We start from the raw sequence: 19697 nt of genomic DNA on the forward strand, positions 1-19697 counted from the left end.
ACCGTCCGCCAGAAGGAGTTCCCGTGACCCAGATTCTCACCGGCCCCCCGCCGGGGCGCCGGCGACGCCGGCGTTCCCTGCTCGCCGCCGTCGGCGCCCTCGTCGTCGGCATCGTCGGCGTGGTGGTCGTCTCGCCCTCGGCCGAGGCCGCCTCCATCGACACCAACGCCTACTACGTGCTCGTCAACCGCAACAGCGGCAAGGTCCTCGACGTGACGGACACGTCGACCGCCGACGGCGCGCCCCTGCAGCAGTGGTCCCGCAACGACGGCGCCTGGCAGCAGTTCCGGTTCGTCAGCTCCGGCAGCGGCTGGTACCGGTTGCAGAACCGCAACAGCGGCAAGGTGGTCGACCTGTGGGAATGGAACACCGCCGACGGGGCCGAATATCGGCAGTGGCCCGATCTCAACGCGACCAACCAGCAGTTCCGGGTCCTCGACTCGGACAGCGGTTACGTCCGCCTGATCAACCGGCACTCGAACAAGGCCATGGAGGTGTGGCAGTGGTCCACCGCCGACGGCGGCCGGATCTCCCAGTACGCCGACCTCAACGGCGCCAACCAGCAGTGGCAGCTCGTCCCGATCGGGGGCGGGAACCCGGGGACGCCCCAGACCGGCCTGGTCGGCTGGGCCACCCAGAACGGCGGCACCACCGGCGGCGGTAGCGCCGCGACCACCACGGTGACCAGCGCGTCCGCGCTCTCCAGCGCGGTCGGCTCGGCCAGCCCCGCGGTCATCCGGGTGTCCGGCACCATCTCCTGCTCCGGCATGCTGCGGGTCCGGTCCCACAAGACGATCCTCGGCATCGCCAGCGCGACGATCTCCGGCTGCGGATTCACCGTCAGCGGTGACCGCAACGTCATCATCCGCAACCTGAACTTCCGCAACTGGAACGACGACGCGATAAACGTGGAGCAGTCGGCCACCAACATCTGGATCGACCACAACAGCTTCACCAACGGCTACGACGGCGCGATCGACATCAAGCGCGGCTCCGACCTCGTCACCGTGTCCTGGAACCGGATCTACGGCCACGACAAGTCGATGCTGCTCGGCCACAGCGACAGCAACGGCAGCCAGGACATCGGACACCTGCGGGTCACCTACCACCACAACTGGTTCGACGGCTCCAACCAGCGCCACCCCCGGGTCCGCTTCGGCAACCCGGTGCACGTCTACAACAACCTCTACAGCAACGTCGGCGGCTACGGCGTCGCCTCGACGATGAACGCCGGGGTGCTCGTCGAGGGCAACTACTTCGAGAACACCGCCGATCCCTACCACCGCGGTGAGGCCGCGTCCGGCCCCGGTTCGCTGGTCGCCCGCGACAACTGCTTCGTCAACTCGGGCAGCGGGCAGGCCGGCGGCAGCGTGGCCGGCATCCCGTACCCGTACCAGATGGACACCGCCTGCACCGTGAAGGCCGTCGTGTCGGCGGGCGCCGGCGCCGGTCGCATCGGCGTCTGACCGGGCACCGCTCCCGCGCCACCACGGCACCGGCCGGGCCGCCCCGAGATCGCGTTCGGGGCGGCCCGGCCGCGGCGAGCGGACCGGCGCCGGTTGCTAGTCTGCGCGTCGCCGCAGGAGCGCCCCACCGGGCGCCGCGACCGACGGAGGAACTGGCATGCCCGCGATCCCGCGATCACGTCGCCGGCTGGCGGCCGGGGTCGCCCTGGTGCTGCTGTCGGTCGGCTGCGGCACGGACGCATCGCCTCGGGTCGACGGTCCGGTCGCCGCACCCACCTCCGCGAGCCCCGCCCGGCCGGGCGGGACCGCCACGGCGGCGTCGCCGGGCGCACGGGCGGGCCTGGGCGCCGCGCCGGTGGACTGCCCGCAGCCCGGCGCGGCGGCCCGGTCACCGAGCCGGCTTACCCCGACCGCCGGGGCGTACCTGGGGCGGGCCGGCGGCGTGGCGACCGCGGTGGACGTGACCCCGGCATGCCAGCTCGCGGTCGGTGGCCGGTTCACCGCGGTGGCCGGCGGACCGGTGACCACGATCGGCCGCGGCGGCGCCGGCGCGGTGCTGCTCCTCGACGGCACCGGCCGGCGGCTGCTGCGTACCGTCCGGCTGGCCGGCGCGGTCGAGGATCTGGAGGCACGGCGGCCGGGCGGGGAGATCGCGGTGGCGACCGACCGCGGCGTCATGCTGCTGGACCCCACGGCGGACCGGGTCCGTTGGCAGCGCGGTGGCGCCGCCGGCCGGGTCGCGGTCGGGTCCGCCGGCACGGTCGCGGCGCTGCGCGGTTCGACAGTCACCGTGTACGACCTCGGCGGCGCGACGCTGGGCCGGGTCGCGTTGCCCGGTCGTACGGTCCGCGACGTGGCGGTGGACGACCGCAGCGGCCTGGTCTTCGTCAGCGGGTTCCGGCAGACCGGCGGTGGCCGGTGCGTGCCGGTGCAGATCGCCTACCTGCACGCCTACGACCGGCGGGGGAAGCTGCGCTGGCGGGCCTACGACCATCCCGCGGACCGGTTGGGCGACCTGTGCGCGGACAGCCGCGCCGACCGGGTCGCGATGGGCCGCGACGGCCGGCTGTACCTGGCGGGGGAGACCGCCGGCGGGAACACGATCTTCTCGCGTTCGGCCGGCGACCCGGGACGTGCCGCGCCCAACGTGGTCACCGACGACTTCAGCCGGGCCAGCAACACCGCCGACGCGCACTACACCTACCTGGCGCGCTTCGACCCCGCCTCCGGGCGCCAGCTCGCCGGGCAGGTGGTGATCAGCCGGATCGACAGCAAGGGCGACCGCGGCAACACCATCACGCCGCTCGCGGTCACCGCCGACGAGTCCGGCCGGATCTACGCCGGCGGGGTGTCGGCGTACCAGATCGCCGGCCGGTCGCAGGTGACGCTGGGTGGCCGGCGGCTGGCCCCGTACGCCGGTGGTGACGCCTGGGTGCTGGTGCTCTCCGCCGACCTGCGGCGGCGGCTGACCTGGGTGGTGTTCACCGACGGCGGCGCCGGCGTGGTGCGGGGGGTGGCCGTGGCCGGCGGGGTCGCGGCGGCGGTCGCGCAGGTCGACAAGGTCGGCTTCTGGCGCGGACCGGGCCCGTCGTTCGGCACCGGTGGCGGTTACCTCGCCGCCTGGCCCGGCCTGCGCTGACCGCCGCCCCCGGGCTCGTGGCTCACGTGACCCGGGTGGGTTCGCCGGGCATCCGTTCCCACGCGCGGCGGGCCGCGATGTCGCGGAGCCGGTCCATGGCGTCCCACACGTCGACGAACCGGGTGTAGAGCGGCGCCGGACCGAGCCGGAGCCGGTCCGGGGTGCGGTAGTCGCCGACCACCCGCCCCTCGGTGGCGAGCGCCCGGGAGATACGCAGCGCCTCCGGGTGGCGCAACGTGACGTGGCTACCGCGCCGCCTCGGGTCGCGGGGGGAGGCCAGCCGGAAGCCGTACGGGGTCAGCCAGGCGTCGGCCAACTCGACGAGCAGGTCGCCCAGTCGCATCCCCTTGCGCCGGACCCGGTCCACCCCGGCCTCGGCGAGCACGTCGAGCGCGGGGTCGAGCGCGGCCAGCGACAGGATCGGCGGCGTGCCCACCAGGAACCGGTCCAGTCCCGGCGCGGGGTCGTACCCCGCCGCCATGAGGAACTGGTCCCGCTGGCCGAACCAGCCCTGGATGGGCTGGCGGAGCCGACTCTGCAGCTCCTGGCGGACGTAGAGGAACGCCGGCGCGCCCGGGCCGGCGTTGAGGTACTTGTAGGTGCAGCCGACGGCCAGCTCGGTGCCGGTGTCGGTCAGGCGCACGGGGACCGCTCCGGCGGCGTGGGACAGATCCCACAGCACCATCGCCCCGGCCGCGCGGGCGGCGGCGTTGATCCCGCCCAGGTCCAGCAGCGCCCCGCAACGGTAGGAGACCGCCGAGAGAACCACGAGCGCCACGGTGTGGTCGAGGGCCTTCCGCAACTCGTCGAGGCGGAGTCCGTGGTCGAGATCCGACGGCAGGTGCCGGACGGTCAGCCCGCGGGCGGCGGCGAGACCCTGCACCACGTACCGGTCGGTGGGGAAGTCCTCGGCGTCGACGAGGATCGTGCGGCGCGTCGCCGGGGCGGCGTCCAGCGCGGCGGCGGCCAGCTTGTACAGATTGACGGAGGTGGAGTCGGAGACCACCACCTCGCCCGGGCGGGCGCCCAGCGCGTGTCGGGCGAGCCGGTCGCCGAGGCGTCGGCTCCAGTCGATCCACGTCGGCCAGGATCGCACCAGTTGCTCGCCCCAGCCGCGTCGGACGAGCCGGTCGAGGTGGGCGGGGGTGGCCGCCGGCAGCCGGCCCAGCGAGTTGCCGTCGAGGTAGATGAGATCGTCGTCGGCGACCACGAAGCGGTCCCGCAGGTGCGCCAGCGGATCGTCGGCGTCCAACTCCTTCGCCACGTATCGCGGATGGTCGTCGCTCATGGGTCGCCTCCTCCGGCTCCGGTCTACCCGGACGGTGGTGGTTCGTCGGTGCCCGGTCGGGCACTCCGACCGTCGCGGCCCGCCGGGCGCGGTCGGCCGCACCAGAGGGCATCGCGGACGGGCGGTCCCGGCGTCAGGCTTCGGACGGGCCGTCGACCGGACACTGCGTCGGCGTCCGGAGGGAGTCGCCATGGAGGTGTCGAAGCGTCCGGTGCGGCACGCCTCGATCGCGGGGACCGGTGGTTATCTTCCCGATCGGGTGGTCGGCAACGAGGAGGTGTGCGACGGGATCGACTCGAGCGACGAATGGATCGTCCGCCGCTCGGGCATCCACCGCCGGCGGTTCGCCGGACCGCAGGAGAGTCTGGCGGCGATGGGCCACGCCGCGGGCACCAAGGCGCTGGCGGCGGCGGGCATCTCGGTGGAGCAGGTCGACTGCGTCATCGCCACCACGATGAGCCACCTCAGGCAGGCGCCCGCGCTGGCCACCCGGGTCGCCAACCTGCTCGGGTCCGGGGCGCAGCACCCGGCGGCGTTCGATGTCAACGCCGGCTGTGCCGGCTTCTGCTATGCCCTCGGCACGGCCCGCGACCTGGTGGCTGGCGGTTCCGCGGAGCACGTGCTGGTGGTGGGCGTCGAGCGAATGAGCGACATCGTCGACCCGCACGACCGAACCTCGGCCTTCCTCTTCGGCGACGGCGCGGGCGCGGTGGTGGTGGCCCCCTCGGACACCCCGGGCATCTCCACCGTGGTGTGGGGATCGGACAGCGACCACGGCGACGCCATCGCCCAGCCCCACGACTGGTCGCTGTTGCAGGACCGCGCCGGCCCGGGCTATCCCTACCTGAGGATGCAGGGGCCGACGGTGTTCCGCTGGGCGGTGACCCGCATGCGGGAGGTGGCGCTCGCCGCGTTGGCGGCGGCGCGGGTGGAGGTCGACGACCTGGTCGCGTTCGTTCCGCACCAGGCCAACGACCGGATCACCGACGCTCTGGTGCAAGCGCTCGACCTGCCCCCGAGCGTGTTGGTCGCCCGGGACGTGGCGGAACTGGGCAACACCGCGGCCGCATCGGTGCCGTTGGCGCTGGACCGGCTGGTGAGCCGGGCCCCGGAGGCCGGTGGCGGGCTGGCGCTGCTGCTCGGCTTCGGCGCGGGCCTGCTCTATGCCGGCCAGGTGGTGCGTCTCCCGTGATCGACGGCGGGGCCGCCGCGGCCGGGTGTGCGGGCGTTCCTCGGCCTGGTGGAAAAGGCCACGGCCGGGTGGATGATAGTTGCGCCGTCAGTATTCGGCGGCGGTTGCATCGAACGCCCGGAATCGTCCGGCCCGCCCGTTGTCACTGTCGGTAGCTTAACGTTGGGTAAGGAGGCGCTGACGGTTCTCCGGGGTGCGGGGAATAGCTCCGGATTTGGGGTGTGGGAGCTGCCCGCCGGGCCGCTGGCCGGTCGCCGCCGGCAAAATTCCGCTCACAATTTACAACGTTAAGACAAAGAGCAGGTCGGACGGACCGCGCGATTGCTGGCGGCCGGTCAGGCCGTCCCCCGATAGGACGACGGCGGCGTCAGCGCCGTCCACGTCGGCCACGGCGGCGGCGCGTCGGCCAGGAACGCGGTGACCACCGCCAGGAACCGCTCCGGGTGCTCGGCGTAGGTCTGGTGCCCGCAGTCGTCGAAGTAGACCAGCTCGCTGCCCGGCAGGCTGCGTCGGTAGTCGGCCACGAAGGACCACGGCAGGTAGTCGCACCCGCCCTTGACGATCAGGGCGGGCACCCGCAGCCCGGTGAGCGCGGGACGGATGTCGGGGGCCGGGCGGGAGCGGTTCAGTGGCACCTGGTTGGCATAGAAACCGGGCCGTTCCGGCGTGGCCGGGACAGGGTTTCCGGGGCAGACGAGGCCGGGTGCGGACTGCCGGTACAGCGTCGCGAACCGGCTGTCCATCTCGTCGTCGCCGGACAGTGCGTGGGCCGCCCGGGGGCTGACCTTGAGCAGGCTGTAGGTCAGCATCGCCCGCGGTCGCAGGAGGGTGCCCAGCACGCGGAGCTGGTGCCGGACGTCCAGCCGGCCCACCATCCCGGTGCCGCTCACGTCGCCGACCTCGGGGACCAGGCGTCCTGGTGAGGAGAAGACGACCCGAGAGACGTGCTCGGGATGCCGGGCCAGGTAGGCGGCGGCGAGTGTCGCACCGTAGGAGTGACCGATCAGCACCATCCGCGGTGTGCCGATCCGCAGCCGGACCTGCTCCAGATCGGCCAGGTCACGCCCGAGCGAGTAGCCGGTCGGATCGGCCAGCCGGCTGGAGCGGCCGGCCCCGATCTGGTCGTAGAACCACACGTCGCGCCCGGTCTCGGCCAGCCGGCCCAGGATCGGCGCGTCGTGGTCCATGTCGGCCACCCCCGGACCGCCGTGCAGGAAGACCACCGGATCGCCCGGGGCGCCGGCACGGCCCGGCACCCGCAGCGCGGCGATCCGCGACCCGTCCGGCAGGACCCAGAACGTCGTGCCGGCCGGCGGTGGCGTGGTCTGCGGGGTGGCCGGGTTGAGCGTGGTCCATGCCGCGGGCAGCAGCACCAGGGCAGCCGCGACGCCGCCGCCGATCACCCGGATCCGCATCGCCTCCCCGGGACGCAGCTGCCGGGTCAGCAACCAGCCGGCGGCCACCGTCACGGCCGCGTAGGCGATCAGGCCGGCGGTGAGGAAGACGGCCGGGCGGGTGGTGAGCCGCGCCGCCCCGGATGCCGCCGACCAGCCCGCCGCGAGGCCGAAGAGGAGCGAAGCTAATGCTCCGCCAATGCGCAGAACGGTCATTAGGGCCTACCGAGTGGTCGAATTCGCCGACAAGGCGCATGATGCCACAATGAGGTTACCCAACAAAGGCGTTGTGCGCCCCGCCGAACGCGCATCCGCTGTTGGGGTCGCCTACTCATCGTAGTCATTCGCTTGTTGTGGTGCGGACGGCGTCGGACCGTTAACATTCGCATAACTGATCGACCTGAACGGATATCGCATGTTGGCCGTCCGGTCGACCCGTATGGCCATGTCCACCCTCGGAGGGCGTCGACGTGCCGCAGCCCGTAACGGCCGTGGCACCCGCATGCCCAGGTGCGCGAGAGGCCCCACGGGGCCGTGGTGAGGAGAAGCATGCACGACCTGAGCAAGGCGACACCGCAGTCCGCCGGACTGGCGATCCTGGTGGCCATCGATAACGAGCTGACCCGATGCGGCCTCAGCCAGATGCTGGGTGATCTGCCGATGGTGACCGCGGTCCAGCCGGAAGGCGATCCGCACGTCACCGCCCGGTTGCTGGAGAGCGGGGCGTACCAGATTCTGATCATCTCCGCGGGCGGGCCGACCGGCGGCGCCGACGCGCTGCTCGCCGCCGCCGCCCGCGGTGGCACGTCGTCGCTGTTCCTGCTGCGCCAGGCGGAGGACGCGCTGCTGCCGGAGGTCGCCGCTCTCTCGGTGGACGGTTTCCTGCTCGAACCCGGGCTGAACCGGACGGTCCTGGCCGACAGCCTGCACAAGCTGCGCCACGGCGAGATGCCCATCCCGGGCTCCCTCGCGCGGCGCATTCTCGACGAGCTACGCACCGCTGGCAAGCCCCGCTCAGACCCGCCGTTCATGCTCACGCCCCGGGAACGGCAGGCCCTTAAGCTGCTGGCCGAAGGGCTCAGCAACAAGCAGATCGCCCGGCGGCTCGGCATCTCCGAGCACGGCGCGAAGCGGCACGTCGGCAACGTCCTGGCCAAGCTGAACTGTCCCAACCGGACGGTGGCGGTGACGGTCGCCCTCAACCACGGCTTGCTGGCCGAGGAGCGGGCGTCCCCACCGGACCCCGCCGTGGTCAACCTTCGTCGTCGCATCGCATCCGTGCCGGAGCGCCAGCAGTGGGGCAAGGGAGGGAGAGCATGATGAGCGGCACAGTGTGGCTGGACGGGTCGCTGGTCGACTGGGACGACGCGCGGGTGCACGTCAGCGCGCACGGACTGCACTACGGGATCGGTTTCTTCGAGGGCGTCCGCTGCCACGGCACCCCACAGGGGCCGGCGATCTTTCGGCTGACCGATCACCTGCGGCGGTTGGCCCGCTCCGCGGCCACCTACCTGGTCCGACTGCCCTACAGCGTGGAGGACCTCGCCGAGGCGTGTCGCGCCGTCGTCCGCGCCAACGGCCTGACCGAGGCGTACCTGCGGCCGATCGTCTTCCTCGGCCCGGGAGAGAGCCCGCTCACCGCGCCGTACCAGGTGGCGGTGCTCACGTCCGCCGACGGGCCGCTGGCCGGCGGCGCGAAGCAGGACGGGGTGCAGGCCAAGGTCGCCAGCTTTCAGCGGATGCCCTCCCAGGTGCTGCCGCCCGCGGCCAAGGCCACCGGTCAGTACCTCAACTCCTACCTCGCCCAGATGGAGGCGCTGACCAGCGGCTTCGACGAGGCGATCATGATCAACACCGAGGGGCAGGTCACCGACGGCTGGGCGCACAACCTCTTCGTCGTCCGCGACGGCGAGCTGCGTACCCCGCACCTGGCCTCGGGCGCCCTGGAGGGCGTCGTCCGCGACACCGTGCTCACCTTGGCCCGGGAGGCCGGCACGCCGGCCCGCGCCGACGTGCTGGTGCGCACCGACCTCTACCACGCCGACGAGTGCTTCCTCACCGGCACCGCGGCCGGGATCGTGCCCGTGCTCGGCGTGGACCGCCGGCCGGTGGGCAGCGGCAAGGTCGGCCCGCTGACGCAGCAGCTCGCCACCGCGTACGCCGACCTCACCAGCGGTCGGAACACCGCGCACGCCGCCTGGCGGGAGCTGGTCGGATGACCCCCGTGGCGGCAGTGGTCGAACCGGACCACCGGGCCCGCGTCCGGGCCGCGATCGCCGGCATCGACCCGGACCGGCGGCGCGACTGGACGACCGACGGCCACCTGCCCCGCGACGTGCTCACCACCCTGGCCGACCACGGGGTCTTCCGCGACCGCTGGGCGCCCGGAGCCATCGCGGGGCTGCCCCGGGTGGTCGCCATGGCCGAGGAACTCAGCGAGTTCGACAGCGGTCTCGCCCTGGCCGCGATGGGACACAGCGAGGTCTTCGTCGGGGCGTTGCAATGGCTCGCCGCCGACGACGCGCAGCGGACGCTGCTCGACGACGCGCTCGACGGGCGGGCCGTGGGCTGCTTCGGCGCCACCGAACCACAGGGCGGATCCGACCTGGCCGGACTGCGCAGCACCGCCACCCCACACCCGCGCGGCTGGCGACTGGTCGGGCGAAAGCGGTACGTGTCCAACCTGGGCGGCGCCACCCATCTGCTCGCGGTGGCCCGGGTGGCCGGCAGCGGTCCCCGTGACCTGGCGCTGTTCCTCGTCCCGCTGGATGCCCCCGGCGTCCGGGTCGAGGGCTTCTTCGGCACCGCCGGCCTGCGCTCCTGCGACGTCGGCGAGGTCGGGATCGACACCCTGCTCGGCCCCGAGGCGCTGCTCGGCGCCCCCGGCATGGGCCTGGCCTACGCCAGCCGGCTGCTCCAGTTCGAGCGGCTGTCCATCTGCGCCCAACTGCTCACCGCCGGCCGGCAGGCGCTCGGCCTGGCCGCCGCGTTCGCCCGGCGGCGGATGATCGGCGGCGGCCCGTTGCTGGACAAGCAGGCCGTTCGGCACCGGCTGGCGCTCGCCCAGGCGCGCCTCGCGGTGGCGGCGTCGGCACTGCGTGACACCGTCGCCCGGGCTACCGCTGGCGAGGGTTTCGCGCACGAGGTCGCCGCGCTGAAGCTGGTCGTCTGCGACACCGTGGAGCAGGTCACCGACGACTGTCTCCAGGTCTTCGGGGCACGTGGCTACACCACCAACTTTCCGCTCGAGGGCTGGTGGCGGGACGTGCGCCTGGCACGGATCGGCGGCGGCGCCGACGAGGTGCTGACCGAGCTGGTCGCCAGCCGGCTGATCCGGCCCGACAGCCGCTTCGACGCCCAGCTCGACGTGCTGCTCGACGCGGACCTGCCGCACCCGTGAGATCGGGGGGTGGGGCACGCCGCGGCGTGCCCCACCCCCCGAGACGTCAGGCCAGCGTGGCGAGGACGCGGCGCGCGGGCAGCTCACCGCCGAGGACCGCGTCGCGCAGCACCGGGCGGCGGGGCTTGCCCGAGGTGGTCCGCGGGATCGCCCCCTGCGGCACCACCAGGACCGGGCCCGGCCGGGTGCCGAGCGCGTCGGTCACCGCCCGCCGGGCCGCCCGGGCCAGCTCGGGCGCGACCTCGCGAGCCCGCGGCGAAACCTCCAGCACCAGCCCGAACCGTTCCCCGGCATCCCCGCGGTGCTTGAACGCCGCGCACCCCAGCAGGGCCGGCCCGGCGGTGCTGAGGGCCACCGCCTCGACGTCCTCGGCGAACACGTTGTGCCCGGACACGGACGCCACCTCCGACCGTCGGCCGATCACGTACAGCTCTCCGTCGTGGACGAAGGCGGCGTCATCGGTGTCGAACGGGCCCGGCCGCCGCTCCTGGAAGCCGTCGGCGGTCCAGTAACCCTCGAAGAGCCAGTCGGAGTCGAGCAGCAGGCTTCCCGGCGCTTCGCCGGGCGCGACCGTGTACCGGTTGCCCGGCAGCGGCGGGCCGAGCGAGACGTGCCCGTCCGGCCCCCGGACCGGCCCACGGTCGTGCGGCGCACAGGACACGCCGACGGTGCCCTCCGCCAACCCGTACGCCGGCATGATCGCTTCCCAGGGAAAGCCGAGCGGTCCGGCCACCCGGTGGAAGTCGACCAGGTCCTCCCAGATCACCCGCTCGGCGGCGTTGAGGCAGGAGCGCATCGACGACAGGTCCAGCCCGTCCGGGTACGGCACCCGGGAGGCGAGCCGGAAACCGAAGTTCGGCGCGCCACTGACCGTGGCGCGTTCCTGCGCCAGCATGGTCAGCCAGCGTGCCGGGTCCAGCACGAACGACCTCGGGTCGGCGTGGGTCTGCGTCGTGCGGGCATAGAGCGCCGAGCCGAAGAAGCAGACGAAGCCCAGATCGTGGTAGAGCGGCAGCCAGGTCGACACGATGTCCCGGGCCGGGTCCAGCCGGAAGCACCGGCTGATCATCTTGACGTGCCCGGCGAAGGTGTCCCCGCGCACCGCGACACCCTTCGGGGAGCCGAGGCTGCCCGAGGTGAACTGCACCAGGGCGGTGCGCGGTACGGCCGGCTCCGGGTCGGCGACCCGCTCCTCGCCCTGGACGGCGGCGATCGGCACGGCGCGCATCCGGCCGGTCAGCGCGGGCTCGTCGGCTGTCCCGGTGAGGTGCAGCCGGCAGTCCATCGCGTCGAGCACCGCGCCGAACCGGGCGGCGTGCCCCTCCCGGCCCCGACGTGGCGCCGGGGGGAGCGAGACCAGGGTGCCGCCGGCGGCCCAGACGGCCAGTGCGGCGGTCACCGTCGGCAGGTCGTTGGCCAGGGTGACCGCCACCGGGTCGCCGGGACGCAGGCCGGCGGCCCGCAGCCGGTGGGCGGCGGTGGCGATCCGCCGGGCCAGCACGTCGTAGCTGGCCGTGTCGCGGTCACCGTCGCCGGCGACGAAGGTGACCGTCTCCGGCGACCCGTACGGGCGGACGATCTCCTCGAGCGACAGGCCCGGCGCGGTGGCGTGAGCGTCCGGCCAGGCGACGGAGGAAGGGGGAAGATCGAGCTGGGTCACGGGCTCGCCAATCATCGTCGGAGCTGTGGTGGGAGTCGACCGGCCGGAGGACCGGCCGACGGGTGGCTGCGCCGCCACCGGCCCGGCCAGGGCGGCGACAGCTCACCGGTCGGTGCCCGCCGCCTCCGTCTCCAGCTCGGCCACGGCCAGCACGTCCGCCCGCTCGGCGCGTTCGATGATGTCGTTCACCCGCCGGTCCGCCCGGGCCCGCTCCCGCAGCGCCTCCTCGATGTAGGAGACGTGCCACGCCTCGTCGCGGATGATCGCCTTCAGCGGACGGCGGACCGCCTGCGGCAGGTCCGCCTGGTCGACGTGCAGCTCGTACTCGGACAGGCCGCGCTTCTCCGACACCAGGGTCAGCGCCAGCATGTCGGTGAGCGTCTTCGGGATGCCGAAGTGCGCCGACAGCCGTGCCTGGTACGGCTGCGCCACCTCGGCCACCTCGCCGCCGAAGTCCTCGATGGCGCGGGTCCACAGCCAGGCGTGCACCGCCTCGTCGCGCAGGTGGCGGGACAGGTCGCTGCGGAGTCGGGCGGTGTCGGCCAGCCGGGCCATCCGCATGATGGCCCCGGCGCCGTGCACCTCCGCCGCCCGGTACTGGTTGAGGATCCAGACCGGATCCTCGGGGTCGATGTGCCGGCCGCTGACGCCGATCACCGGACAACCTGCCGGGTGCTCAGCGCGCGACCGACGTCGCCGATCGTGCGCAGGTCGGACAGGTCGGACAGCGGCAGTTGGGTACCGGTCTCGCTGTGCAGGGCGGCGAGCAGCTCCGAGGCGTCCAGGGAGTCGAACCCCAGGTCGTCCACCAGATCGGTGTCCGGTTCCAGTGCCCGGGGGTCCACCCCCCGGCCTCGGGCCACCAGCCGGGTGACCAGTTCCATCGCCTGTTGTTCGTCCATCACACGCTCCCACCGGTTGCCACGAGCGGATCCGTCGGCCGGCCCACCTCGGACGGTGGGCCGCTTCCCGGACGCTAGGGCCGCTGCCGGAAACCCGGATCCCCGGAAGAGGGACCCACTTCGCCGTCACCGGTTGACCGTCGCGGTCGGAGTGCCCGACCGGGCCCGGTCCGGGTACCGGGTCGCGCCGGCGGGCCGGGCACCGAGCGCCGACGACCTGGTGCTCCGCCCGGTGCCGGCGGTCACCCGGCATCCCACCTCGGACGGCCCGATCAGGCACTGCGCCTTCCCGGGGGCGCTCGACAGACTCGCCGTATGGTCGGGTGCGAAGCGGAGATCGAGCTGGGGGCCGTCGCGCACAACGTCTCCGTCCTGCGCCGGCTGCGCGGCGTCGAGGTGATGGCGGTGGTCAAGGCCGACGGGTACGGCCACGGCCTGGTTCCCGTCGCGCGGGCCGCTCTCGACGGCGGCGCCACCTGGCTGGGCGTGGCGTACCTGCCGGAGGCGATGGCGCTGCGGGCCGCCGGGATCACCGCCCCGGTGCTGTGCTGGCTGCCGCGTCCCGGCGAGGAACTGGAACCGGCCGTCCGGGCCGGCGTCGACCTCTCCGCCTCGGACCCGGGCACCCTCGACGACCTGCTCGCCGCGGCGCGCCGGGTCGGCCGGCCGGCCCGGGTGCACCTGAAGGTCGACACCGGCTGCGCCCGCGCCGGGGCCACCCCGGCCCGCTGGCCCGACCTGGTCCTCGCCGCCGGGAAGGCGGCCGGGGAGGAGTTGGAGGTGGTGGGGGTGTGGAGCCACCTGGCCAACGCCGACCAGCCGGGTCACCCGTCGACCGCGCGGCAGGTGGCGCGCTTCGACGAGGCGCTCCTGGTGGCCGCGGCGCACGGCATCACGCCCCGGCTGCGGCACCTGGCGAACTCGGCCGGCGCGCTGGCCGTGCCGGCCGCCACGTACGACCTGATCCGGCCGGGCATCGCGATCTACGGCATCAACCCGTTGCCGGTGCCACCGCCGGTGACCCTGGTGCCGGCGATGACCCTGCGGGCACCCGTCGTGCTGGCCCGCCAGGTTCCCGCGGGCACCCCGGTCTCCTACGGTCACGAGTACGTGACGCCCGGGCCGACCACCCTGGCGTTGGTCGCCGCCGGCTACGCCGACGGGGTGCCCCGAGCCGCCGGTAACCGCGCCGAGGTGCTGCTGGCCGGGCGCCGCCGGCCGATCAGCGGACGGGTCTGCATGGACCAGTTCGTGGTCGACGTCGACGACGCACCGGTGGTCGCCGGTGACCCGGTCGTGCTGTTCGGACCGGGCACGTCGGGCGAGCCGACGCTGGCCGAGTGGGCCGCGGCGGCCGGCACCATCCCCAACGAACTGCTCACCCGCGTCGGCCCTCGGGTGCGGCGGGTCTACCGAGGAGGCCAGCGATGACCATCCACCAGGACCGGCGTGCGGAGTCGGCAGTGGTCGCGCCGGGCACCGACGACTACGGAAGCTTCCTGCACCTCGACGCGCTGCTGGCGGCCACCCACCAGGTGCCGGACCACCCGGACGGGCGGTTCTTCGTCCTGGTGCACCAGGCGTTCGAGGTGTGGTTCGAGCTCATCGTGCACGAGCTGGTGGCCGCCCGGGCAGCGCTGCACGCCGACGCCCTGCCGGACGCGCTGCACCGGCTGCGTCGGGTGGTGACGGTGGACCGGCTGCTGGTGACCCAGCTGGACACGTTGACGACGATCAGCCCGGCCGGGTTCGCCGGCCTCCGCCCGCACCTCGGCACCGCGAGCGGATTCCAGTCGGTGGGTTACCGGGAGATCGAGTATCTCTCCGGCCTGCGCGGCCGTGGTCACGCGGTGGTCGCGCCGCCGGGCAGTGCCGCCGCCGACCGGCTCGACCGGCGGTTGCGCGAGCCGAGCCTCGCCGAGACCTTCCGGGTGCTGCTGCGTCGTCGCGGGGTGAGCGACCCGGTCCGACTGCTGCGCAGCGGCCGGCCGGACAGCGACCTGCTGGCGGTCGCCGAGACGCTGCTCGACCACGACGAGGCATGGGCGATGTGGCGGGCCCGGCACGCGCTGGCGGTCGAGCGGCTGATCGGACACAAGGGCGGCACGGGCGGCTCCGCCGGGGTGGCGTACCTGCGGTCCCGGCGGGACGAGCGGTTCTTTCCCGACCTGTGGCAGCTCCGGACCCAGTTGTGAGCGTCGGGCCGGCCGGGCGGCCGGGTAGCCGTTCGGGCACCGCCGGGCGACCCTGCCGGACGGTACCCGGGCGGAGTCTCCGTCCGAGGGCGGCCCGGCCGGGAAGCGGACGGCAACGTCATCGACGGGCGGCGCCCCGGCGACCCCCGCCGGCCGCCGGCCCGACCGGTCTCGCCCACCGAGGAGAGGGGACCCGATGACCGAGACGCCGCCGACCACCGCCACCGTGGCCGAGGCTCCCACCGCGGTCCCGCGGCCGGGCGACCCCGTCCGGCTGGTGTTCCTCTTTCCCGGTCGGGCCGCCGCCACCGCCGGCATGGGTCGCGCCCTGGCCGCCGACCCGGCGGTGCGGGCCGGCATCGACACGCAACTCGCCGCCCTGGACGCCGTCGTGGCCGGTCGGGTGCACGCCGTGCTGTTCGGGCCGCCCGAGGCGGCAGCGCCACCCGACGCCGCCGGCCCCGCGTTGTTCATCCTGGAACACGCGCTGACCCGGCTGCTCGCCGGTGCCGGACTGGTACCCGACACGGTCGTCGGGTACGGCGTCGGCGAGGTCGCCGCCGCCTGCGCGGCCGGGGTCCTCGAGCCGTCCGACGCGCTGCGGCTGGCGGTCGCGTACGGCCGGCTCGCCGCCGACCTGCCGCCGACGGCCACCATGAGTGTCGGGCTACCGCCCGCGGACCTGACCCGGCACCTGCCGCGCGGGGTACGGCTCGTCGCGGTGGACACCCGGGAGTCCTGCGTGGTCGCCGGCCCCGAGCCGGAGCTGCGGCGCTGGGAACGTGACCTCGCCCAGCTCTACGTCGCCTGTCACCGGTCGGCGGCACCCGCCGCCGGGTATCCCGACGACGTGCCGGCCCGGCTCGGTCCGGTGGCGGCGGCCCTGGCCGGAACCGCGCCCCGCACCCCGCGGATCCGCTGGCTGAGCACCGTCACCGGTCGCCCCGTCAGCGCCGACGAGGCGGTCGACCGGGAGCACTGGCTGCGCCATCCGCTGCACCCGGTGCGGTTCGCCGACGCCGCCGCTCAGCTCGGCCCGGGGGACCGGTTGGTGGAGGTGGGGCCGGGTAGCACCCTCACCGCGCTGCTCCGCCAGCTCACCCCGCACCTGCCGACGCGGGCGGTCCTGCCCGCCGACAACGCCGGCCGGCTGCCGAGCCACCCCGATCCGGTCGGCACGGTGCGGGCGTTGCTCGCCGGGACCGGTCGATCGGAGTCACCCCACTTGCCCGACCAGACGGAAGCCGGCGTGCCCCGGCCCGGGAGGAGACGCTGATGGAGCACGAGGGCATCGAAGACGTCTACGAGCTGTCCCCCATCCAGGAGGGGCTGCTCTTCCACAACCTGTACTCGCCCGGCAGTGGCATCTATCTGGAGCAGGTCACCATGCGGATGCGCGGCCCGCTCGACGTGTCCGCGTACCGGGCGGCGTGGCAGGCCATCGTGGACCGGCACGCGGTGCTGCGCACCAGCTTCCACTGGGAGGGTGTCGACAAGGCGCTCCAGGTGGTGCACCGGGAGGTGGAGTTCCCGATCGAGGTGCTGGACTGGCGCGACGCCGACCCGGCCGGGCAGCGCGACCGGTACGCTCGGTTCGTCAACGAGGACCGGATGACCGGCTTCGACTACGCCGACGCCCCGCTGATGCGGGGCCGGCTGCTCCGCTTCGCCGACGACGAGTGGGAGTTCTTCTGGAGCTTCTCCCACCTGCTGATGGACGGCTGGTCGTTCGGCCTGGCCTTCGCCGAGCTGACCGCCCTCTACAACGCGTTCGCCGGCGGCGGGCCGGCCGACCTGCCGCCGGCCCGCCCGTACCGGTCGTACCTGTCCTGGTGGGCCCGGCAGGACCGGTCGGCCGCCGAGGACTTCTGGCGGGCGCACCTGGCCGGTTACACCGCCCCGGACGTCCTGGAGCTGGGTCCGGCCCCGGCCGGCCCGCTGCCCGAGGGCGAACCCACCCATGCCGTGCTACCCACGCCGGAGCTGCTGGAGCAGCTCCCGCCGCTGACCACGTTCGGCCGGCAACACGGCTTGACGTTGAACACCCTCATGCAGGGCGCCTGGATGATCGTGCTGAGCCGCTACCTGGGCCGGCCGGACGTCCTCGTCGGCTCCACCGGGACCCAGCGCCCGCCGACGCTCACCGGCAGCGAACGCATCATGGGGCCGATGCTGGCCACCATGCCGGTCCGGGGCCGGGTGCGCGACGACGCCGACCTGGTCGAATGGCTGCGCGAGCTGCAGAACGACATGGCCCGGGCCCGCGAGCACGCCGACATCTCCCTGACCGACCTGCGCTCGCTGGCCGACCTGCCGGGCAACCGGCCGCTCTTCGAACTGGACCTGGCCTTCGAGAACGTGCCGGTGCCGGACATGGCCCTGCACGAGGTGGAACTGCTGGAGTCCACCTACGACGGGCGCCCGCACTTCCCGCTCACCATGATCGTCATGCCGGGCGAGGCGATGCCGGTGCCCCGGATGGTCTACGACCAGACCCGCTTCACCGAGGCCGCCGTCCGCCGGCTGGTCGACCAGTTCTCCGCCACCCTGACCAACATGACGCGCTACCCCGAGCTGCGGCTGGGCGACGTGGACATCATGCCCGCCGACCAGTGGCGGCAGATCCTGCTGGACTGGAACCGCACCGAGGGGCAACCGGTGGCCGCCCTGCCGGAGCTGTTCGCCCGCTCCGCCGCCGCCGACCCGGGGGCCGTCGCCGTGGTCTGTGCGGGCGCCCGGCTCAGCTACGCCGACCTGGCCGCGCGGGCCAACCGGCTCGCCCACCACCTGCGCGAGTCCGGCGTACGCCCCGGCGACCGGGTCGGGCTCTGCCTGCAACGCTCCCTGGACACCGTCATCGGCGTGCTCGGCGTGCTCACCGCCGGGGCCGCGTACGTGCCGCTGGACCTGGGACACCCGGTGGAGCGGATGCGCTGGATCCTCGCCGACGCCGACGTCGCCGCCCTGGTCACCCACGACGCGGTGGCCGGCTCCGCCCCGGACTTCGCCGGCACCGTGGTCAACCTCGACACCGACGCCGAGGCGATCGCCGCCCGGCCGGCCGCCGCACCGGCCGACGGCCCCGCCCCGGACGACGTCGCCTACCTGATCTACACCTCCGGGTCCACCGGTCACCCCAAGGGCGTGCTGGTCAGCCACGCCAACGTGGCCCGCCTGGTCGCCGGGGCCGGCACCCGGATGGCGCTGACCGCCGACGACGCCTGGAGCATGGTCCACTCGTACGCCTTCGACGTGTCGGTGTTCGAGATGTGGGGCGCGTTCGGCGCCGGCGCCCGGCTGGTGGTCGTCCCGCACGACACCATCCGCGACCCGGAGGCGCTGCTGCGCCTGCTCGACGCCGAGCGGGTCACCGTGTTCAGCCAGACCCCGTCGGCGTTCCGCCAGTTCATGGTGCCCGCGCTGGCCGACGACGCGCCCCGGCTGCCGCTGCGCTACGTGATCTTCGCCGGTGAGTATCTGGACACCCCGGCGCTGGCGCCCTGGATCGACAGGTACGGCGACGAGCAGCCGCACCTGGTCAACATGTACGGCATCACCGAGACCACGGTGCACTCCACCTACCGGCGGATCACCCGCGCCGACCTCACCGGGACGGTCCGCAGCAACGTCGGACGGCCCCTGCCCGACCTGCGGATCTATCTGCTCGACGAGCGCGGGATGCCGGTGCCGCCCGGGGTGCGGGGGGAGATCTGGGTCGCCGGCGCCGGCGTCACGCTCGGCTACCGGAACCTGCCCGAGCTGACCGCCGCGCGGTTCGTGCCCGATCTCTACGCCGGGGAGGGCGAGCAGCGGATGTACCGCTCCGGCGACCTGGCCCGGTGGACCGACGACGGGGAACTGGAGTTCCTCGGCCGCGCCGACCACCAGGTCAAGATCCGTGGCTTCCGGGTCGAGCCCGGCGAGATCGAGGCCGCGCTGCGCGACCGGCCGGAGATCGCCGACGCGGTGGTGCTGCCCCGCACGATCGCCGGGGACACCCGGCTGGTGGCGTACCTCGTGCCGGCCGACGGGGCGGCGGTGGCCGACGCCGACGTGACCGCCGCCCTGCGCGCGGTGCTGCCCGAATACATGGTGCCCGCCCACCTGGTCACCCTGGAGCGGTTCCCGCTCACCCCGAACGGCAAGACCGACCGGGCCGCGCTGCCCGACTTCGACGGCGCCCGCCCCGACCTGGCCCGGGAGTACGTCGCGCCGCGCACCCCCACCGAGGAGGTGGTCGCCACCGCGTGGCGGGAGATGCTCGGGGTGGAGAAGGCCGGTGCGCACGACGACTTCTTCGCTCTCGGCGGGCACTCCCTGCTCGCCACCCGGGTGGCGTTCAAGCTGCGCGGCACGCTCGGCGTCGAGGTGCCGGTCCGGGCGATCTTCGACCACCCCGTGCTGGAACGGCTGGCCACCGCGATCGACGACCTGAGCCGCCGCCCGGCCGTCGCCGCACCGGTGATCGCCCGCCAGCCGCGCCGGGCCCAGCGGGTCTGATCCCGACCCGTGCCGGCGGGGCGCGCCCGTGCCCCGCCGGCCCCGCACCGTCCGTGTCACC

Annotated in this window: 15 protein-coding genes; 10 read left to right on the top strand and 5 right to left on the bottom strand. The window is 74.0% G+C overall.

Features of this window, described 5'->3' with window-relative positions; genetic code table 11:
- The first annotated feature begins 77 nt into the window (after positions 1-77).
- Together AB0H28_RS05025 and AB0H28_RS05030 are read left to right on the top strand one after the other, a co-directional pair.
- Positions 78-1466, top strand: coding sequence for an RICIN domain-containing protein (locus tag AB0H28_RS05025; protein ID WP_358035148.1), 1389 nt, complete (start codon positions 78-80; stop codon positions 1464-1466).
- A 157-nt stretch (positions 1467-1623) separates the two neighbouring features.
- Positions 1624-3105, top strand: coding sequence for a hypothetical protein (locus AB0H28_RS05030; protein ID WP_358034392.1), 1482 nt, complete (start codon positions 1624-1626; stop codon positions 3103-3105).
- A 22-nt stretch (positions 3106-3127) separates the two neighbouring features.
- Here the strand turns inward: AB0H28_RS05030 and kynU are convergent, their stop codons facing one another.
- Positions 3128-4393: a kynureninase gene (gene kynU, locus AB0H28_RS05035; protein ID WP_358034395.1), complete on the bottom strand. Its 1266-nt coding sequence runs from the start codon at positions 4391-4393 to the stop codon at positions 3128-3130.
- Positions 4394-4583: 190 nt separating this feature from the next.
- Between kynU and AB0H28_RS05040 the strand changes: the two genes are divergently transcribed.
- Positions 4584-5585, top strand: a complete 1002-nt coding sequence (locus AB0H28_RS05040; RefSeq protein ID WP_358034398.1) for a beta-ketoacyl-ACP synthase 3 — start codon at positions 4584-4586, stop codon at positions 5583-5585.
- Positions 5586-5920: 335 nt separating this feature from the next.
- Here the strand turns inward: AB0H28_RS05040 and AB0H28_RS05045 are convergent, their stop codons facing one another.
- Positions 5921-7195 (bottom strand): alpha/beta fold hydrolase, encoded by a 1275-nt coding sequence (locus AB0H28_RS05045; RefSeq protein WP_358034400.1) that lies wholly within the window; start codon positions 7193-7195, stop codon positions 5921-5923.
- A gap of 333 nt (positions 7196-7528) precedes the next feature.
- On the opposite strand from AB0H28_RS05045, the gene AB0H28_RS05050 reads away from it, so the two are divergent.
- Genes AB0H28_RS05050 through AB0H28_RS05060 form a run of 3 tightly spaced genes read left to right on the top strand, consistent with a single transcriptional unit; the run spans position 7529 to position 10379 of the window.
- On the top strand, positions 7529-8299 hold the full coding sequence (locus AB0H28_RS05050) for a response regulator transcription factor (protein WP_358034403.1): 771 nt from the start codon (positions 7529-7531) through the stop codon (positions 8297-8299).
- Positions 8299-9198 carry a branched-chain amino acid transaminase gene (locus tag AB0H28_RS05055; protein ID WP_358034406.1) on the top strand — a complete coding sequence of 300 codons (900 nt, stop codon included), beginning with the start codon at positions 8299-8301 and terminating at the stop codon, positions 9196-9198. Before AB0H28_RS05050 ends, AB0H28_RS05055 begins: the two co-directional genes overlap by 1 nt.
- The gene (locus AB0H28_RS05060; RefSeq protein ID WP_358034410.1) at positions 9195-10379 is read left to right on the top strand and encodes an acyl-CoA dehydrogenase; all 1185 of its coding nucleotides are present in this window, start codon (positions 9195-9197) and stop codon (positions 10377-10379) included. The genes AB0H28_RS05055 and AB0H28_RS05060 overlap by 4 nt, the downstream gene beginning before the upstream one ends.
- 46 nt (positions 10380-10425) lie before the next feature.
- Here the strand turns inward: AB0H28_RS05060 and AB0H28_RS05065 are convergent, their stop codons facing one another.
- The 3 genes from AB0H28_RS05065 to AB0H28_RS05075 form a co-directional block, all read right to left on the bottom strand.
- The gene (locus AB0H28_RS05065) at positions 10426-12054 is read right to left on the bottom strand and encodes an AMP-binding protein (protein WP_358034413.1); all 1629 of its coding nucleotides are present in this window, start codon (positions 12052-12054) and stop codon (positions 10426-10428) included.
- 87 nt (positions 12055-12141) lie between these two features.
- Positions 12142-12696: a ferritin-like domain-containing protein gene (locus tag AB0H28_RS05070; protein WP_358034415.1), complete on the bottom strand. Its 555-nt coding sequence runs from the start codon at positions 12694-12696 to the stop codon at positions 12142-12144.
- Positions 12693-12941, bottom strand: coding sequence for an acyl carrier protein (locus AB0H28_RS05075; RefSeq protein ID WP_358034417.1), 249 nt, complete (start codon positions 12939-12941; stop codon positions 12693-12695). Before AB0H28_RS05075 ends, AB0H28_RS05070 begins: the two co-directional genes overlap by 4 nt.
- Before the next feature lie 315 nt (positions 12942-13256).
- Between AB0H28_RS05075 and alr the strand changes: the two genes are divergently transcribed.
- The 4 genes from alr to AB0H28_RS05095 all read left to right on the top strand — a co-directional run bounded on the left by alr (position 13257) and on the right by AB0H28_RS05095 (position 19636).
- Positions 13257-14372 carry an alanine racemase gene (gene alr / locus AB0H28_RS05080; RefSeq protein ID WP_358034420.1) on the top strand — a complete coding sequence of 372 codons (1116 nt, stop codon included), beginning with the start codon at positions 13257-13259 and terminating at the stop codon, positions 14370-14372.
- On the top strand, positions 14369-15136 hold the full coding sequence (locus tag AB0H28_RS05085) for a tryptophan 2,3-dioxygenase family protein (protein ID WP_358034422.1): 768 nt from the start codon (positions 14369-14371) through the stop codon (positions 15134-15136). The genes alr and AB0H28_RS05085 overlap by 4 nt, the downstream gene beginning before the upstream one ends.
- Before the next feature lie 196 nt (positions 15137-15332).
- On the top strand, positions 15333-16412 hold the full coding sequence (locus AB0H28_RS05090) for an acyltransferase domain-containing protein (RefSeq protein WP_358034425.1): 1080 nt from the start codon (positions 15333-15335) through the stop codon (positions 16410-16412).
- A complete protein-coding gene (locus AB0H28_RS05095; RefSeq protein WP_358034428.1) occupies positions 16412-19636 on the top strand; it encodes an amino acid adenylation domain-containing protein in 3225 nt (1074 codons plus the stop codon). Before AB0H28_RS05090 ends, AB0H28_RS05095 begins: the two co-directional genes overlap by 1 nt.
- The last annotated feature ends 61 nt before the right edge of the window (positions 19637-19697 follow it).

Origin of the sequence: Micromonospora sp. NPDC050980, from assembly GCF_040653835.1 — a bacterium.
GTDB lineage: Bacteria > Actinomycetota > Actinomycetes > Mycobacteriales > Micromonosporaceae > Micromonospora.

Coding starts and splice junctions, on each gene's coding strand:
- AB0H28_RS05030 (WP_358034392.1), top strand. CDS start 1,624: ATGCCCGCGATCCCGCGATCACGTCGCCGGCTGGCGGCCGGGGTCGCC.
- kynU (WP_358034395.1), bottom strand. CDS start 4,393: ATGAGCGACGACCATCCGCGATACGTGGCGAAGGAGTTGGACGCCGAC.
- AB0H28_RS05040 (WP_358034398.1), top strand. CDS start 4,584: ATGGAGGTGTCGAAGCGTCCGGTGCGGCACGCCTCGATCGCGGGGACC.
- AB0H28_RS05045 (WP_358034400.1), bottom strand. CDS start 7,195: ATGACCGTTCTGCGCATTGGCGGAGCATTAGCTTCGCTCCTCTTCGGC.
- AB0H28_RS05050 (WP_358034403.1), top strand. CDS start 7,529: ATGCACGACCTGAGCAAGGCGACACCGCAGTCCGCCGGACTGGCGATC.
- AB0H28_RS05055 (WP_358034406.1), top strand. CDS start 8,299: ATGAGCGGCACAGTGTGGCTGGACGGGTCGCTGGTCGACTGGGACGAC.
- AB0H28_RS05060 (WP_358034410.1), top strand. CDS start 9,195: ATGACCCCCGTGGCGGCAGTGGTCGAACCGGACCACCGGGCCCGCGTC.
- AB0H28_RS05065 (WP_358034413.1), bottom strand. CDS start 12,054: ATGATTGGCGAGCCCGTGACCCAGCTCGATCTTCCCCCTTCCTCCGTC.
- AB0H28_RS05075 (WP_358034417.1), bottom strand. CDS start 12,941: ATGGACGAACAACAGGCGATGGAACTGGTCACCCGGCTGGTGGCCCGA.
- alr (WP_358034420.1), top strand. CDS start 13,257: ATGGTCGGGTGCGAAGCGGAGATCGAGCTGGGGGCCGTCGCGCACAAC.
- AB0H28_RS05085 (WP_358034422.1), top strand. CDS start 14,369: ATGACCATCCACCAGGACCGGCGTGCGGAGTCGGCAGTGGTCGCGCCG.
- AB0H28_RS05090 (WP_358034425.1), top strand. CDS start 15,333: ATGACCGAGACGCCGCCGACCACCGCCACCGTGGCCGAGGCTCCCACC.
- AB0H28_RS05095 (WP_358034428.1), top strand. CDS start 16,412: ATGGAGCACGAGGGCATCGAAGACGTCTACGAGCTGTCCCCCATCCAG.